Genomic DNA, 15,317 nt, shown 5'->3' on the forward strand with positions numbered 1-15,317 from the left:
GTAGAAAATCGATACATAAATGAGTGACTTACAAAGAGAAGCATCCGATCCTAATTACTCCGTTTGGGTATCGGCATCTGCCGGTACCGGTAAAACCAAAATCCTAACCGATCGATTTTTACGTCTGTTAATAACGGGCGTAGAGCCTTCCAATATTTTATGCCTTACTTTTACTAATGCTGCAGCTATAGAGATGCAAGTAAGGATTAATAGCAGACTTAAATATCTTTCTCTTTGCAACGCTGAGAAACTAGAAGAAGCACTTTTCTTAATGAGCGGCAATAAGCCATCGCCGCAAGACACAGAAAACGCAAAAACTTTATATGATAAAATACTAAATAGCAATAAGCTTTTAAATATCTATACAATTCACGCTTTTTGTCAAAAAATCCTTAACACTTTTCCCTTAGAAGCCGGCATAACACCAGAATTTAAAATCCTTGAAGAAACTAAATTACAAGATATCTTCCTAAATATCAGAAACGAAATTTACTTAAGCGATGAACATAATGACTTAATGAAAATTTTACTTAACCGATTTCATGAAATAACTCTGCAAGATATTTTTACCGAGATAATCGAGCAGAAAATTAAATTCAGAAAGTTATTTATAAATAAGCAAATTCCCAAAGAAATATCTAATAAAAGATTAGCGTTAGGGGAATTAAATAATATTTACGATAAGGTAACAAACTTATTTGCCGAGTATGATGTGGAGATAGCACCGAAAGAAATTTTTTTTACCAAAGATGGGAAAAAACGAAAAAGCCTTTTATCGAAAGAATTAATAAGGAAATATCCTAAATTATTACTAGAGCTAGAAAAAATTACCTCTGAAATTTACCGATTAGATGAGCTGCGTCGCATAGAAGAGCTAGAATATCATACGAACTTACTTACTAAACTTGCGCATATTATTTTAAAAAAATACGATTCATATAAGGAAGAAAATAATTTACTCGATTACGACGATTTAATTTACTACACCGAGCAATTACTAAATAATAAAACTACTCATAAGTGGTTGCTGCATAAGCTTGAAAGCGAGATAAATCATATTCTTGTCGATGAAGCACAAGACACAAGCCCCTCGCAGTGGAATATTATTACTACTTTAATAACAGAGTTTAATGCTGTAGAGAGGCCAAATAATAGTGTTTTCATAGTCGGCGATGATAAACAATCGATCTTCAGTTTTCAAGGGGCTGATCTTCATAATTTCAACTTAGTAAATGAGCGACTAAAAGCAAATCTTACAAATGCTAATAAGAAATTCAAAAATATCACCCTTGAATATTCTTATAGATCATGTACAGAGATTTTACAATTTACTTATAATGTTTTAAAAAATATAAAATCCAATTACCCGAGTTTATTCCTTTCGAATAATCCTTTAATATCCTCATTTCGTACACATCAAGGCTCTGTAACGGTTTGGCCATTAGTGACGAGTGAAAAACAAGAAGAGCTTTTTTGGGCACTACCTGAAGATTATAAAAATTCTAAATCTGCTGCCGATTTACTCATAGAAAAAATCGTAAATTTTATAAAAGAACAAATAGAAAGCGAAGAAATTTTACCGTCTACTGCAAACAGAATATCTGAAAAAGATTTCATGATATTAGTCAGAAAGAGAGATGAATTTAGTAAAAATCTGATCAAAGAACTTAGCAAAGCTAAGCTTAAAGTTGAGGTAAGCGATAGAATGAACCTTAAGGAAAATCTAACTATAATGGATTTAATTTCATTAGCTAAATTTGTGTTACTACCTGATGATGATTTAAATCTTGCCGGTTTACTAAAATCACCGATTATTGGAATAAGCGAGCAGCAATTATACGAACTTCTTGTAAATAAAAGTGAGAATAGCTTATGGGATATACTCTCTTCACATGAGGAGATATATAATAAGTTAGATTCTCTAATTGAAATTTATAAAATATCGCTTGTTGAGAACTTCTTTGATTTAGTGGTACATAATCTAAATTTACGAGAGATTTACGATGATGATAGTGATGATATGATAAATGAGCTATTAACATTAAGCAAAAACTATGCAAATGATATAGATAATTCACTGCAAGGATTCGTTGCTTGGTTTGAGAATAACGATATCTATATTAAACGTGATATAGAGCATTCAGACAAAATAAGAGTAATGACCGTCCACGGCTCTAAAGGGCTTGAAACTCCTATTGTTATATTATGCGATTCTACTACTTTACCGATAAGCAGCAATAAATTTATTTGGGATGATAAAGGAGAAATGTTTTTCTCTGCTAATGCTGCTGCCGATACTCCTGAGTTTTTGCAAGAGCTGAAAGAAGCTGAAAAATTAAAAGATTTGCAAGAATATATAAGACTACTCTACGTTGCAATGACAAGAGCTAAAGACAGGCTGATTATATGCGGTTTTAGTAATAAATCTACCACTTCTGAAAATTGCTGGTATGAAATGGCCAAACAAACTTGCGATAAATCTCTCAATTAGTAGCTGCTATATTAAATATAATAGACTATTAAGACGCACATATATTTAAATAGCGTCTTATGTTAAAAATTTTAGAAAGTTTCTTTGAAAATAAAGCAAGAATTAAAATAGAAAGGTTAAACAATTACCATCCCTGCATTATGCTTATGAAAAAGGTCATAAGGAATAATACTTAAATTTTTTTCTTTTAAGGCTTGTTTATACTTTGTTATTTTAGAAATAACAACTACAACAAGAAAAATAACAATACTTATTAACAGAGGATATAAGATATTTAACTGATCAAACATCATTAATTTCACAGAATTTAGTTAGATACTACATAATAGTAGTAACATTTATTTAAATTTCAACTTAAATATTTTTTATTTCAATTTAACTCCTATATCTTAAATTTAAATCATTTATAGATATTGTCATAAGAAAATTAATAAGATTTTTATTGAAACCACTACTTCTAAAATAGATAGCATAATAATTTATGCATTATGATAATAATCATGCCTTAATAAATCAGATTTAAGAATACCACAATTATATTCATATGAATCTAAATACGCTTGTAATTCATGAACATTTTGTTCTATTTTTTCATAATTATATTTATATGAGTTTTGGAATTTTTCAACTAATTTACCTTTATTAACAACTTTTTTATAAGCATCTTCTTTAAAAAACCCCTCTTTTTGTTCTTCACTACGAAAGTAATCCTTAAATTCACTATGTTTTTTCGCTAAATTAGAGATAAATTCTGCAAATTTTTCTAATTGAATATTGGTAATTAGAGTAAATACCAAACCTATATTTTCTTTATATTGGTTAACTCTTGAAATTTCATGCGCTATTGTATCTTTTTGTCCAATTTCAATAACATTATTAGATAAAATAACTAAATCTTTTTTATTAACCTCTTGCTTTTCAGATTCCTTTAGTTTTATATTCAGTATTTCCTCTTCTAATGCCTCTTTACTAAATAATTTTTTAAATGCAGCAAGCCATGGACCAAAAGCTGTACTTTCTAACTTTTTAAAATATTCTTTTAACTTCATAACTAATTTCCTTGTTTATATTTTCTTAGTTTAATTTATAGTACTAGTTGGAAGTAATCAAGTTATAGAGCTAAGAAAAATTAATACTTTTGTAAAAATTATATATAGCGTAACAATTGAAAAACAGTGTTAAAATGCTTAAAATAATTTGACTATTTTAGAAAATTTTAATAAAATCTATTAATAAAATTGATAATACAAAATATGAAAACAGCTTTTATCTTCCCCGGTCAAGGGTGGCAATTGATCGGTATGGGAAAAGATTTTTATGATAATTTTAAACCCGCCAAAGAAACTTTTCAAATCGTTGATGAAGTACTAAACCGAAAACTCACTGATATAATTTTTAATGGACCTTCTGAAGAACTTACCTTAACCACTAACGCACAACCGGCATTAATGGCAGTATCTATGGCAATAATAAATATTATCAAAGCCGAAACCGGTAAAAGTTTGGATAGTCTTTGCGATTATGCTGCCGGTCATTCACTAGGTGAATATAGTGCTTTATGTAGCACCGAAAGTATTAACCTTGAGACAGCAGCAAAACTACTTCATATACGTAGTACATCTATGCAGGAAGCATGTCCTGAAGGTGAGGGAAGCATGGCGGCTTGTATCAATATTCCGCTTCAAAAACTTGAAGAAATATTAGAAGAGATCAACAAAATAAATTTATGCCAAATTGCCAACGATAACATCGAAGGACAAATAGTTATTAGCGGCAAGACCACAGCTATAGATCATGCTATTAGTATCATTAAAGATTTAGGTTATAAAGCGATAAAGCTGAAAGTCAGTGCTCCATTTCATTGTAGCTTAATGAAACCGGCAGAAGAAAAAATGCGAGTAGCTCTTGATAAAGCTGTAATTAATAAACCTCTGATACCGATAATCCAAAATTATACCGCAAAACCTACTCTAGATCCTACAGAAATCAAACAAAATTTAATACTTCAGATATGCGGGCGAGTTAGATGGCGTGAAACTTTAGAACTATTTCACAAATTAGAAATCGCTCATATAGTAGAAATAGGAGCAGGAAGCGTACTAACAAATATGCTCCGGAAAATTAATTATCCATATAAGTTAAGTAATATAAGTAATTTAGAAGAACTACAGCATTGTTTAGATAACGTTAGTCAATAACTGCCTCTAATAACTTCTGATTCATAAAGTTTTTAAATTAACTTAATATTATTATATGCAAATTAGTTTTAGTTTTTTTAAGCAATTGCTAGAATTATTCACTAGTGATTGGCAGAGCTATTTAGACAAGGTAATAGAGGATTATAAAATTTAACCTTAACAGCTACTAATGATACATTTTTAAGAGAAGAATGTTATAAAAAATTGCTCTTATCCAAAAAGACATTAAAGAAGGTGAATATCCATGGTATGTTGCTCCTTTTAATAAAATAGATCATGCAAGTTTATTACTTACCAATATTCTCTATATATTAGAGCTTGATTATCTAAATCAAAATACGGTAAAAGCAGTAAAAAATATGCTGCGAAATAACTTCAAAGATATATATAATCCGGAAATTCATATTATTGCTAATTATGAAGAACCTATAATTAAAAACTATACAATAATAGATAAAATAGCCGAAGGTAAAGTTATTACCTTTGAAGATTTAAATATTAAATATGTAGATCACACGGATGAAGAGTTAAAATATATAGGTGATATAGTAAATGATATTAGAAAACTAGACAGCAAGTTAGTAGCAGATATTCAAATATCATCAATTTTATTTTGTAGATTTTCTTATTACTCAGTGTACAATCATTTTTATGGCTGCATATTTTGAAGAATTAAACAATTTTCATCAAAATTTAGATAACCTCAATTTTTCCGTTACAAAAATATATTCCCGAATGCCAACCAAAAGACTATAAGAGTTTTGTCAATCTTAAAGCAATAACTTGGAATAGATTTTTAGTTAAATATCAGAAATTATTTGAGAACATTCAGAACATATTATTTAGCATCTGCAGTGATAATGAGAATTTTGTAAAATTGTTAATTTCAGACTCTTATAATCTTAGCTTAAACAAGCGAATCGAAATTATAGAGTACTTAATAGATAAATATAAAAATGATACTAAATCTATTTATTACATAACCCAACAACTTTTTGATATTTGTGATGATAACACGGATATTGAAACTCTCGAAGCCAAGGCTAAACAGTTTTACAAATATATTGAATATTTCCGTAGTTGGGATGATTTACCTAGTTATTGGTATATGGACTTTAAAAGGCTATCCGGATTTGATAAGGAAGCTTTGATTATGGGCAATTCCGTAAAGCCGGAAAATGCTTATATTTAGTTAGAAAAATTATAAAATAATTCTAGAAATTTTGCTTATTAGATGATATAAAGTAAAGCCATAACCGGAGAGATGGCCGAGTGGCCGAAGGCGGCGGTTTGCTAAACCGTTATACGGGTCATACCGTATCGAGGGTTCGAATCCCTCTCTCTCCGCCAGTCTGGACAGTTAGCCAATTCTTGTAGTTTATCGAATGGAAAAGCCAAGGAGTAATCAAGATTTCTGCCTTTCAAATTTAGGTTCGCAAATACACATTATCGCCTTATTGCCTTGATTTAACAAGGATTTTAGCTCTTAATACAAACCTACTAATATGTTCTATGCTATTCATATGTTAGTTTATGCTAGACTTTTCTCTAATATTTTCTGTTACTTATACGTTATTTTCTACAAATTGCACCAATTTTAGCCATTTTTTTTCTAAAAATATGTACGCTATACAAACTAGGGGCCATTCCTCGTAAAATAAGGGATTGCAGGGCTTTTTGTAAAAAATTTTTTTAATAGAATTAATTGTTTATACCAAAATTTTTCAGTTTTTGTGTATAAAAATTGCATCTATTACCAGAATTGAGTGAGGACTTAAATAAAGCTCAAGGGTTGGGCCGGAAATATAAAGGTTTAAAAATTTCAACGTTTCTTCTTTATTACTACAGTCTGTGCTACCATTATTACACATGGTACATTAATTTTACTTTATCCTTTGCTACTAAATCTTTTAATTGTGTTACTGCCTCTAAGGTAGCCAATTTTATATCACTTATGTTGCGAAAACCATCTATTACTTCATCAAATATATTATTTACGCCTTGCGAAACTGTCCTTTTTATATCATTTATATCTTCATTAGTACGCCAAGAAACATAAGGTAAACTACTATCGTATTTGTGACACAAACCCCAATACCAACCTTGTACTCTTTCTGTATTTCCAAGTGTTGATTTATATAATTCATATCATTTATAAATAATTTTTGTTCTTTCATTTTTTACTTCTTACAATAGTTAAATTCTATTTATTCAAAATAACCTAGCTATTTCAGCTTTTGATTACAACATAAATTATAAAAATCTGCTAAATCATAAGTAGGAAAAGCTATAATACACTATATAAATATAAGGTTTATCTCCTGTAACCTTAGGTTTAATAGAATTAATATATGAGTAGCAATTATACACCAAAAAATTACGGTTTATTCGGAAAGTACATTAAGTAAGATATCAAAAGCCATAATTACTAAATATAGAAAATAATATAAGCAATACTAAAAGTAGTAATTAATATGCAAAGATATTTAGACCCAACGAATGATAGTTGGTTTAAAAAAATCTTTCGTGATTTAGAGAGATAAAAGGAATGTATCAATGCAGTTCTTGAACTTCAGGAGGGTTTTAGAATTAAAGAAATAGAGTTTATGCCCATAGAGCAAGTACCTATGCTCAATAAAGGCAAAAAAGCATATTTGATTTAAAGGTTAAAGATGCAGCCGGTAGCTGGTATATAATCGAGATGCAAAATAGCAGAAATTAAGGAATAAATCTAAGGCGTTCACTACGCAATCACAACATACAAAAGGTCGTATCCCGCTACCCAGTAAACGACCTCTTCAACTCATTGGTGGACAAGGACGAACCCACATAAGATATTATAACACTTCAATACTCAACTTACAATAATTATAGCTTAGTAGTTGAGATATTATTTAAAGGATTAAATTATGACTGATTTAATCAAACAATTTGAGGTGCTACTGTCATTCCCGCGAGGCATTGTTGCGTGGATCAATTTCACCTCTGTCATCCCGTGGCTTGACCGTGGGATCCAGTTAAAAATACTAAAATTATTAGTATTTTTTATTGTTTTTATGGACCCTGTGGTCAAGCCACGGGATGACAGAGGTGAAATTGATCCACACAACAATGCCTTCCTGCGAAAGCGGAAATCCAGTACTTTAAAGCTTTTTTAAAAGTTTTACCTTGAAAAAAATGATATAATAAAAAATCTTTAAAATTAAGATTTTTTAGCCTGGATCCCTGCTTTCGCAGGGATGACATCTAGGGCTTTTTAAAAATTGTCCGGTACTATACTTAGTGACACGCCAGCAAATAGAGAGATCATTGTGCTTAAGTGCAACAGGCACAACCTCAATTGCTAATGAGATTGCGGTTGCTGCAAATAATGTAGTAACTGATTGTTTAAAATAATTAACTAATATATTAAATTACTAATTGTAATTATTATCATTTATTAAAATTATCTCTCTTAATCTTCTATATATTCAAAAATTCCCTAAATCAATTCCAATTTATTTATGCTTTTAGTTAAAGTTCTATTACGTTCTTAAAGTTTCTTATTATGATTCTGTCTATAGCGCATTTTTAACAAAATATTAAAATTTATAGAATATAATAAGGATATAATTATGTTCATACTAAACATTTTTAAAACAAACTGGCACAAAAGATTATCCGAAAGTACAACAAGTAACCTTAGTAATAAAAATATAACTGATGCACAAGCAAAAGATTTAGCTGCAGCACTTAAAGCTAATAAATCTTTAACGTCGCTTTATCTTCCTTGGAACAACATAGGCGAGGCAACATTTAAAATAATTAATGAATATCTGTACAGAAATAAAACTATAACCAAAAAAAAGCAGAAAAGAAATATGAAGAACAGCAAAAGCAAGAACTAGAAACACAACAAGTAGAGGAAGAAAAAAGAAAACTAGTGGAAGAACAAGAAAAACAACAGCAAAACCTCAAGCGTGATGAGCTAAAATATAATCAACTAATTTTAGTAATACAAGAAAGTAAGGAAGAAGAAGCAGAAAATTTAGCTAAAGAGCTAAACGGTGACATGCTTAACAAGATAGACGATAACAGCGATACGTCTTTAACTTTAGCTGCTTAATAAAGGATTAGATAAAGTTTGCAACTAATCTCTAAAATGCCTAATCAGGCTATTAGTACTATTAATAGCAATGGTAAAACGGTTTTAACTTATGCTGCTAGTAAAGGCTTAGGTAAAGTATGCATGCAGCTAATCCCTCTAATGAGCGATCCGGCTATTAATACTATTACCAAAACTTATGGTACTATAGCCTTAACTTGTGTTGTATGGAAAGGCTGAGGCGAGGTATGCATGTGGCTAATTTCAAGAATGCCGGATCAAACTTATTAATCATATAACTAATGGAGGTGATACTGCCTTAACTTTAGCTGTATGGAAGGGTTTAGAAAGGGTTTGTGAGATTAATACCTAGAACGACTATCAAGCTATTCATCATGTTAATAATAAAGGTGAAACAGTATTAAATTTAGTTATAAAAAATAATTTTAAAAAAATATATGACTTATTAAGTTTAAGAGTCAATGAGCTAAATAATCAATTCAATAAAACAAATATATATATAAGAACGAGGACGAAAAACTTATTATTGCAGAGGAAGCAAATATTTACCAAATAATAGGCAAGATAATTTTTAACTTACAAAATAGTACTAATATTGATGAAGCAGACAAGCCCATAATAGAGAATAGCTTATATAGAATACTTAATCAGGTTCAGAAGCTAACAGATAAAAACGACATAATAAATATAACTCAAAGTATAACAGAGCTTATAGGAAACGAAATTACCGAGGGGACAGTTGTAGATTTAGAAGATGAAGTTAATGAAATGGCAGAAAAACAAACGCAACAAAAGTTAAATATATTCAACACAACAGTAAAAAAATAATTACGAAATTAGAAACTGCTCACATTAAAGATAGTGCAGTGATACAAACACAAATAAACGAAATATCAAGTAAAGTACAAACTTTAGAAAACAATGTTAGTATAGCACAAATAACAAACTGGATGGGGAAACTTTTAGATGGCAAAATTACTAAAGGAACAGTTATAGATTTAAGAAAGAAAATTGAGACAATAATACTTCAAGAAATAAACGAATCCACTAGTATAATTACATTTATAGCAAAGGATTTATTACCAACCGCTTTTCAATAATCCAGCATTGCTACAAGTTGCCACTACATTACTAAGCCCTAATTTAATCTACGAAGCAATTAATAATGATGATAAGGAGCTTATTTTAGCCGGACTAATGAGCATGGGGTAAAATATATTTAAACTAAATATTTGGAGCTGGTACTAATGCATAAACAGGCCTAAGCATAGCCTGAATCAAGGCTAATCTAAACTGGTTAAGGGTTTGCATAACGTACCCCCCCAGTCTAGACAGTTAACCAATTCTTGTAGTGCTATCTAAGTATAATCTTTATCACCAAGCATATTATAGATTTCCGGCATATATTTATGTTTCAGCCAAATCTCAAGGTTACCGATAATATAAAGGTTATTTTTAGCTCTGCTAATACCGATGTTTAAGACGTTCGGCTTTTGCGTCATTATATTTCGTGCACCTTTATCAAGAGGATGCTGAGCTCCTAGTAGTATTATTACCGTATCGTTTTCTGTGCCTTGAAATGCATGAATAGTGCCGATATTTTTATATCCAAATGCTTGAATTATTTTCTCATATCTTGAATCGTCATATATTTCATTCAATTTTCTACGAATAGATTCGCTGTAATCTTTATACATTGTAATAATGTAAATTTGTTTGAGCAAATCATCCCCATTTTTCTCTTTTAATACTTGGTTTTAATAACTCTAGTAATTTTTGAAATTCGGCTTCCGATTCATATTTATAACGTTGAACCTTATTATCTTTTATATCTATCCATTTTGAAGTACCTAAAATCGTTCTAATATCAGAGTTACAGTCAGAGGTAGCAAAAATCATTTTGTCACCGTAAGCTATTTTGATATAAAGAATTACGGTCAGCTAGGTTTTGCAATGAAACTTCCGAAGGTGACCACTCAGGATATGAAACCTTAAAATGTTCACATAATTTGTTCATTAAATCTTGCTTTAATATAGAAATAGGATCTGTTTGCAGCGGATCACCGACTACTACGACTTTTTTTGATTTGTAAATAGCACTAGCTGCGTATTGTGGCGGTATCTGCCCTGCTTCATCAATAAATAACCAAGGAATTTCATTATGTTCGGATGTTGCCAACATTTTATCGAATGAGTGAAAAGTTGTAGACACAACAGGTATGACCATAAAGAAATTTTGTTTATCTTAGGGTCACCCGATGCATGCACTGCTATATCAAAGAAATATTGCAGGCTATGCCAAAAATTATCAGCATTAGCATTTATAAATATCTCAGGTAATCTTACAGCACTTATGAATAATTTTGATCTTAATTTTTCAAACTCTTTATCAAAGTAAGGAGTGACTTTATTTAAATCTTCAAAATTTTCTTGCCAATCTTTCCAAAATAAATCTTCTTCAAAATCCTTAATATTGAAATATTTATCTTTTAAACTTACGATAGCCAAGCTTATATCGTCGTTAAGCTGTTTTATTTCTTCTACAGAAGCTTCAATTTTCTTAATTGCAGCTTTAATATTCTTAATATCAGTTTTGATCCGGTCAATTTCTTCTGAAGATTTATTTTGTAGCTTAATTAAATGCCGTTTTTGCTCATAGCAAGAATTGTATTTTGCGGTTTTAAAAAATGTATGAATTTTTTCAAAAAAACCCAAATTTAATAATTTTATTTCACAATCAATTTCAAGTATTTGAGAGCTTTTATAATCAAGCTCTAATTCTAACTCATTTTACTCTTCTTTTCTTCTGCATATATCACTCCTAAATCCTCTTCCTTAATTAACTCTCTTTTTATTACATTCAATAACTGATGCAATATTTTCATAAACTTCATGAATTTCACTGTATAAATTGTTAAAATTAGCACACGCTTCTTTCCATTCATTATTAATTTCATCTATAGAATTACAATATTCAGGTTTAAAATGTGCAGGGGCTTTATCTTTACATTTATTATTAACTAGCAGATTAAGATATTGCAGCATTGTATGTTGTTCATCATTCTTATCATCGTTTTCTTCTTCATCTTTATATTTCCAAAACTTATTTGAAAATCTCTTTTTATTTCCATGATTAACGAGCACCGCAGCAAATATACCCCTATCTTTCTCTTTTTCTTCTTTCAATAAAAGTTATTTAAAATAACTTAAATCTTTATTATATAGCTTATCTATTTTACTATATAACGATATTTCTTTAAAACTTTTGTCACGAGCTAAAAAAATATTTCCAGTGAGTTGAAGATAGCGAGGATGATTAGGAAAGTTTTGATGTTATCCTGACTTCTTTCTATGTCATTCCCGACTTCCCCTTTGTCATTCTCACGAAAACGGGAATCCATTTTTAATTTATTTTTACTGGAACCTGTGGACAAACCACGGGATAACGCCGAGTAATACAACACCCTATAATGCTCTGTTTGCATTACTATTTTACCTGATTTTAAATATTAATTACCTAAATTAGGTGTCTTTGTATAATGATTATAAAGGTCAAAATATTCCTGTAATTTATTACTATCTAGCATTGAGAGTATCTAATCTTATATTAGTAATTCTTGACAAAAGGCTAAATATATTGTATAAGTTCAGCACCTTCAGACTGTAATAACAAGTATATAGGCTCTAAAGTTTTAGGGGAAATATCTTTTCATAAAATCTTGAAGTGCTTAAGTTTTTTTTTTGTCCTTAGGGATTTATAATGCTAAGTACCTCATCACGATCGTTTAAAAACAAATTCAGAGCGGCATTTTGGCCTGTGCATAATTACGAACTCGGAAAGTTTATTCCGATGAGTATCTTAATGTTTTGTATTTTATTTAATCAAAATGTTTTACGAATCTTAAAAGATAGTATTTTAATCTCCGAGATTAGTGCAGAAGTAGCAGGTTTTGCTAAAGTTTATTGCGTTATGCCTGCCGCTGCTTTATTCGTGATTATTTATGCTAAAATGATTAATTATCTTACTTTTGAAAAGATCTTTTATTATTTAAGTGCATTTTTTATCAGCTTTTTTGTTTTATTCACTTTTGTAATCTATCCTAATATTCATATTTTTCATGTACATCCCGATAATCTAGCTGACTGGATGGAACGTTATCCTCATTTTAAGTGGTACATCTCATTAGTAGGTAATTGGGGTTATATAGTATATTATAGTCTTGCCGAGCTTTGGCCTAATATTTTTTACGTATTATTATTTTGGCAGTTTGCTAATGAAATTACTACTACCGAAGAAGCAAAAAGATTTTATACTCTCTTTTCGCTATTCGGCAACTCTTCTTTAATATTAGTCGGCTTTTTAATGATGAATCTATCATCGGAAGATACTATTATTAAGAAGTTTATGAGTATTTCGGATAGTAAAATCACTTTAGTTCAAGTATCCACGACAATTGTGGCAATTGTTGCTATTATTTGTTGTTTGTTAGTTAGATTTATTAGCAAGAACATTTTTACTAATCCATTATTTTATGCTAAAGCAAAAAGCGGTAGCTCAACTTCAGAACGTATGGGGCTAATTAAAAGCTTTAAATATATTGCGAAATCAAAATATTTATGGCTACTTTTAATTTGTTCGGCAGCTTTCGGATTTGCTATTAACTTAGTCGAAGCCGTATGGAAAGCAAAAATTAAGGAATTATATCCGACTGTAAATACCTATGCTGAATTTAACAGTCTGTATATACTTTGGACAGGCGTGGCAATAATGGTTATGACCATCATCGGTAATAACATTATGCGTATGCACAACTGGTTTGTAGCAGCAGTTATTGCACCGGTTATAATAATGGTGACCGGTATTTTGTTCTTTGTACTTATCGTATTTGACCAACAAATTTTATCATTATTTGATGGAGCAATTTTAATGTCACCTCTTGCTCTTGCCGTTTCAATCGGTGGTATTCAAAATATTTTAGCTAAAGGTACTAAATATTCTATATGGGATACTTCAAGAGAAATGTTATATATCCCTCTTGATGAAGAGCTTAAAACCAAAGGCAAAGCTGCGGTTGACGTGATAAGTGCAAAAGTCGGCAAATCCTCTAGCGGTCTTGTGCAATCTATTATTTTTACTTTAGTTCCAACCGCTACTTTTAGCTTAATCTCACCAATTCTAATGGTGGTATTTACTTTTGTATGCTTAGCGTGGATTTATGCAGTAAGAAAAATATATTTTGAATATCAAAAAATAGCATAAAATACATCCCGCGACTTGACCACGGGATCTAAGAATACAAGTCTGTGACCAAGATACCGTGGTCAAGCCACGGTATGACACCGAACGCGTTTTTTGATCCACGCGGGTAATGCCCTTTTTAGCTAGGAACCTTACAGCATAAAACTATCGATGTTACTATGAATCAATCTCTCCTAAAGCTTTAGTCTCTATATTATCTAAGAAAATCTCCAAATCCTTTAAGATATTTTCAACATCTTTTAAGATAGGATCAAATTCGTCTTTACTTTGAGAAGAAGGCGGTTTAAATAAAGTTAGGGTAACTTTTTCACTCTTTATAAAATTATGAGGCTGAGTTTGATCCTTAAGTTTAATAGTAACAACTTCACCTGCTAGAGAGTTCGGATATCTGTTCTTATTAATTGAATCTGGATGCGTAATTTCTAGGTTTTTTGGAGTATTATCTTCCTTGTTCTTACTAAGGAATGAAAAAATTTTAGATGATGGCATTTGATTTACATTTTATTTAAAAAACGCTATTTATTATAGGGCAATAATTTATATTTAACAAGCAGGATGGTTAATTGTCATAAACTTTTCTATCATTCTAGTAACGGAACGTTCTAGCTCAATATCTAATTTTGAATAATCAGAAAAGTTAAACCATTTAAGTTCGTTCGATTCGTTATTTTTTATAAAATTATCATTATTTACTGTTTTTAGTAAAAATCGTACATCATAGTGATAATGAGCAGGCTCCTTATGAGTTCGCGGAATATAATGGGTGTCTATATCAAAAATCTCCTTATTTATCGTTTTGATTTCATTAATTCCGGATTCTTCTATAGCTTCTTTAAGCGCTACATTTAATATATTACTATCTCCATCACAATGACCGCCTGGTTGAAGCCACTTATCAAACTTTTTATGGTGCATCAATAAAAATTTAGTTTTATCATTATTAAGTAAAAAAGCCGAAGCAGTGAAATGTCCTATTTGTAAATCTCAGCTAAAAGGGTTTTCATATTCATTTAAAAATGCAAGCATTTTTGTTTTTGTAACAATTTCTTCAGGATATGTACTACTGTAATTTTGTAGTTTAATATGTAATTCATTCATAATGATAATTTTTTATGTATAGAGCTTCGATATTTAACTCAAATTTCTCTGCTCAGTCAAATGAAAATAATGTCATAAAATTATATTGTCCATGTTTCATGGTAATTATCATTGACAATTAGTTAATGTTTATATCGCATAACTAAAAATTAAATAATAAAGAGC

The 15,317-nt window shown here is 30.1% G+C and carries 20 protein-coding genes, 1 tRNA gene and 4 pseudogenes; 12 read left to right on the plus strand and 13 right to left on the minus strand.

The window, feature by feature from the left end:
• Positions 1-19: 19 nt before the first annotated feature.
• Entirely contained in the window at positions 20-2,491 is a 2,472-nt protein-coding gene (locus TENJIKU01_RS00295; protein WP_064428762.1) for a UvrD-helicase domain-containing protein, read from the plus strand.
• A 116-nt stretch (positions 2,492-2,607) separates the two neighbouring features.
• On the opposite strand, the gene TENJIKU01_RS08720 is transcribed toward TENJIKU01_RS00295, so the two are convergent.
• Both TENJIKU01_RS08720 and TENJIKU01_RS00300 read right to left on the minus strand, forming a co-directional pair.
• A complete protein-coding gene (locus tag TENJIKU01_RS08720) occupies positions 2,608-2,784 on the minus strand; it encodes a hypothetical protein (protein ID WP_172794992.1) in 177 nt (58 codons plus the stop codon).
• A gap of 186 nt (positions 2,785-2,970) precedes the next feature.
• On the minus strand, positions 2,971-3,540 hold the full coding sequence (locus tag TENJIKU01_RS00300; protein ID WP_064428763.1) for a hypothetical protein: 570 nt from the start codon (positions 3,538-3,540) through the stop codon (positions 2,971-2,973).
• Positions 3,541-3,744: 204 nt separating this feature from the next.
• On the opposite strand from TENJIKU01_RS00300, the gene fabD reads away from it, so the two are divergent.
• The 4 genes from fabD (at position 3,745) to TENJIKU01_RS00325 (ending at position 6,039) form a co-directional block, all read left to right on the plus strand.
• Positions 3,745-4,689, plus strand: coding sequence for an ACP S-malonyltransferase (fabD, locus tag TENJIKU01_RS00305; RefSeq protein ID WP_064428764.1), 945 nt, complete (start codon positions 3,745-3,747; stop codon positions 4,687-4,689).
• Between the two features lie 359 nt (positions 4,690-5,048).
• Positions 5,049-5,357: a hypothetical protein gene (locus TENJIKU01_RS00315; RefSeq protein ID WP_064428780.1), complete on the plus strand. Its 309-nt coding sequence runs from the start codon at positions 5,049-5,051 to the stop codon at positions 5,355-5,357.
• 209 nt (positions 5,358-5,566) lie between these two features.
• Positions 5,567-5,881 (plus strand): hypothetical protein, encoded by a 315-nt coding sequence (locus TENJIKU01_RS09145; RefSeq protein WP_064428765.1) that lies wholly within the window; start codon positions 5,567-5,569, stop codon positions 5,879-5,881.
• A 66-nt stretch (positions 5,882-5,947) separates the two neighbouring features.
• Positions 5,948-6,039 (plus strand) — tRNA-Ser (locus tag TENJIKU01_RS00325).
• 513 nt (positions 6,040-6,552) lie between these two features.
• Here TENJIKU01_RS00325 and TENJIKU01_RS08725 read toward each other — a convergent pair.
• Positions 6,553-6,777: a hypothetical protein gene (locus TENJIKU01_RS08725; protein WP_172794996.1), complete on the minus strand. Its 225-nt coding sequence runs from the start codon at positions 6,775-6,777 to the stop codon at positions 6,553-6,555.
• 386 nt (positions 6,778-7,163) lie between these two features.
• On the opposite strand from TENJIKU01_RS08725, the pseudogene TENJIKU01_RS10400 reads away from it, so the two are divergent.
• The 6 genes and pseudogenes from TENJIKU01_RS10400 (at position 7,164) to TENJIKU01_RS00355 (ending at position 9,894) form a co-directional block, all read left to right on the plus strand.
• Positions 7,164-7,352: pseudogene (locus tag TENJIKU01_RS10400) on the plus strand (hypothetical protein).
• Between the two features lie 246 nt (positions 7,353-7,598).
• Positions 7,599-7,847 carry a palindromic element RPE4 domain-containing protein gene (locus tag TENJIKU01_RS08085; protein WP_064428766.1) on the plus strand — a complete coding sequence of 83 codons (249 nt, stop codon included), beginning with the start codon at positions 7,599-7,601 and terminating at the stop codon, positions 7,845-7,847.
• 456 nt (positions 7,848-8,303) lie between these two features.
• On the plus strand, positions 8,304-8,576 hold the full coding sequence (locus TENJIKU01_RS00340; protein WP_064428767.1) for a hypothetical protein: 273 nt from the start codon (positions 8,304-8,306) through the stop codon (positions 8,574-8,576).
• Positions 8,577-8,611: 35 nt separating this feature from the next.
• A complete protein-coding gene (locus TENJIKU01_RS00345) occupies positions 8,612-8,794 on the plus strand; it encodes a hypothetical protein (RefSeq protein WP_064428768.1) in 183 nt (60 codons plus the stop codon).
• A gap of 18 nt (positions 8,795-8,812) precedes the next feature.
• Positions 8,813-9,013 carry a hypothetical protein gene (locus tag TENJIKU01_RS00350; RefSeq protein WP_227779753.1) on the plus strand — a complete coding sequence of 67 codons (201 nt, stop codon included), beginning with the start codon at positions 8,813-8,815 and terminating at the stop codon, positions 9,011-9,013.
• 647 nt (positions 9,014-9,660) lie between these two features.
• Positions 9,661-9,894, plus strand: a complete 234-nt coding sequence (locus TENJIKU01_RS00355) for a hypothetical protein (RefSeq protein ID WP_064428769.1) — start codon at positions 9,661-9,663, stop codon at positions 9,892-9,894.
• A 258-nt stretch (positions 9,895-10,152) separates the two neighbouring features.
• Here the strand turns inward: TENJIKU01_RS00355 and TENJIKU01_RS00360 are convergent, their stop codons facing one another.
• The 7 genes and pseudogenes from TENJIKU01_RS00360 to TENJIKU01_RS10415 form a co-directional block, all read right to left on the minus strand.
• Positions 10,153-10,491: an AAA domain-containing protein gene (locus TENJIKU01_RS00360; protein ID WP_064428770.1), complete on the minus strand. Its 339-nt coding sequence runs from the start codon at positions 10,489-10,491 to the stop codon at positions 10,153-10,155.
• A gap of 28 nt (positions 10,492-10,519) precedes the next feature.
• A complete protein-coding gene (locus tag TENJIKU01_RS08730; protein ID WP_162839891.1) occupies positions 10,520-10,693 on the minus strand; it encodes a hypothetical protein in 174 nt (57 codons plus the stop codon).
• A gap of 4 nt (positions 10,694-10,697) precedes the next feature.
• Positions 10,698-11,021, minus strand: coding sequence for an AAA domain-containing protein (locus TENJIKU01_RS06870; RefSeq protein ID WP_082894427.1), 324 nt, complete (start codon positions 11,019-11,021; stop codon positions 10,698-10,700).
• A gap of 194 nt (positions 11,022-11,215) precedes the next feature.
• Positions 11,216-11,509: pseudogene (locus tag TENJIKU01_RS10405) on the minus strand (hypothetical protein); the annotation flags it as partial.
• A 120-nt stretch (positions 11,510-11,629) separates the two neighbouring features.
• Positions 11,630-11,980, minus strand: a complete 351-nt coding sequence (locus tag TENJIKU01_RS00370) for a hypothetical protein (protein WP_227779757.1) — start codon at positions 11,978-11,980, stop codon at positions 11,630-11,632.
• 66 nt (positions 11,981-12,046) lie between these two features.
• Positions 12,047-12,228 (minus strand): annotated as a pseudogene (locus tag TENJIKU01_RS10410) (alpha/beta hydrolase); the annotation flags it as partial.
• Positions 12,213-12,381 (minus strand): annotated as a pseudogene (locus TENJIKU01_RS10415) (poly-beta-hydroxybutyrate polymerase); the annotation flags it as partial. The pseudogenes TENJIKU01_RS10410 and TENJIKU01_RS10415, both read right to left, overlap by 16 nt.
• 173 nt (positions 12,382-12,554) lie before the next feature.
• Here TENJIKU01_RS10415 and tlc5 point away from each other — a divergent pair.
• The gene (gene tlc5 / locus TENJIKU01_RS00375; protein WP_064428771.1) at positions 12,555-14,054 is read left to right on the plus strand and encodes a GTP/GDP exchange transporter Tlc5; all 1,500 of its coding nucleotides are present in this window, start codon (positions 12,555-12,557) and stop codon (positions 14,052-14,054) included.
• A gap of 156 nt (positions 14,055-14,210) precedes the next feature.
• Here tlc5 and TENJIKU01_RS00380 read toward each other — a convergent pair whose 3' ends face one another.
• Genes TENJIKU01_RS00380 through TENJIKU01_RS00390 form a run of 3 tightly spaced genes read right to left on the minus strand, consistent with a single transcriptional unit; the run spans position 14,211 to position 15,152 of the window.
• Complete coding sequence (locus TENJIKU01_RS00380; protein ID WP_064428772.1) at positions 14,211-14,543, minus strand: hypothetical protein; 333 nt, start codon at positions 14,541-14,543, stop codon at positions 14,211-14,213.
• A 54-nt stretch (positions 14,544-14,597) separates the two neighbouring features.
• Entirely contained in the window at positions 14,598-15,029 is a 432-nt protein-coding gene (locus tag TENJIKU01_RS00385; RefSeq protein WP_082894428.1) for an NUDIX hydrolase, read from the minus strand.
• 9 nt (positions 15,030-15,038) lie between these two features.
• On the minus strand, positions 15,039-15,152 hold the full coding sequence (locus TENJIKU01_RS00390; protein ID WP_014365450.1) for a hypothetical protein: 114 nt from the start codon (positions 15,150-15,152) through the stop codon (positions 15,039-15,041).
• Positions 15,153-15,317 lie beyond the last annotated feature (165 nt).

Origin of the sequence: Rickettsia sp. Tenjiku01 (assembly GCF_001653015.1) — a bacterium.
Lineage (GTDB): Bacteria > Pseudomonadota > Alphaproteobacteria > Rickettsiales > Rickettsiaceae > Rickettsia > Rickettsia rickettsii.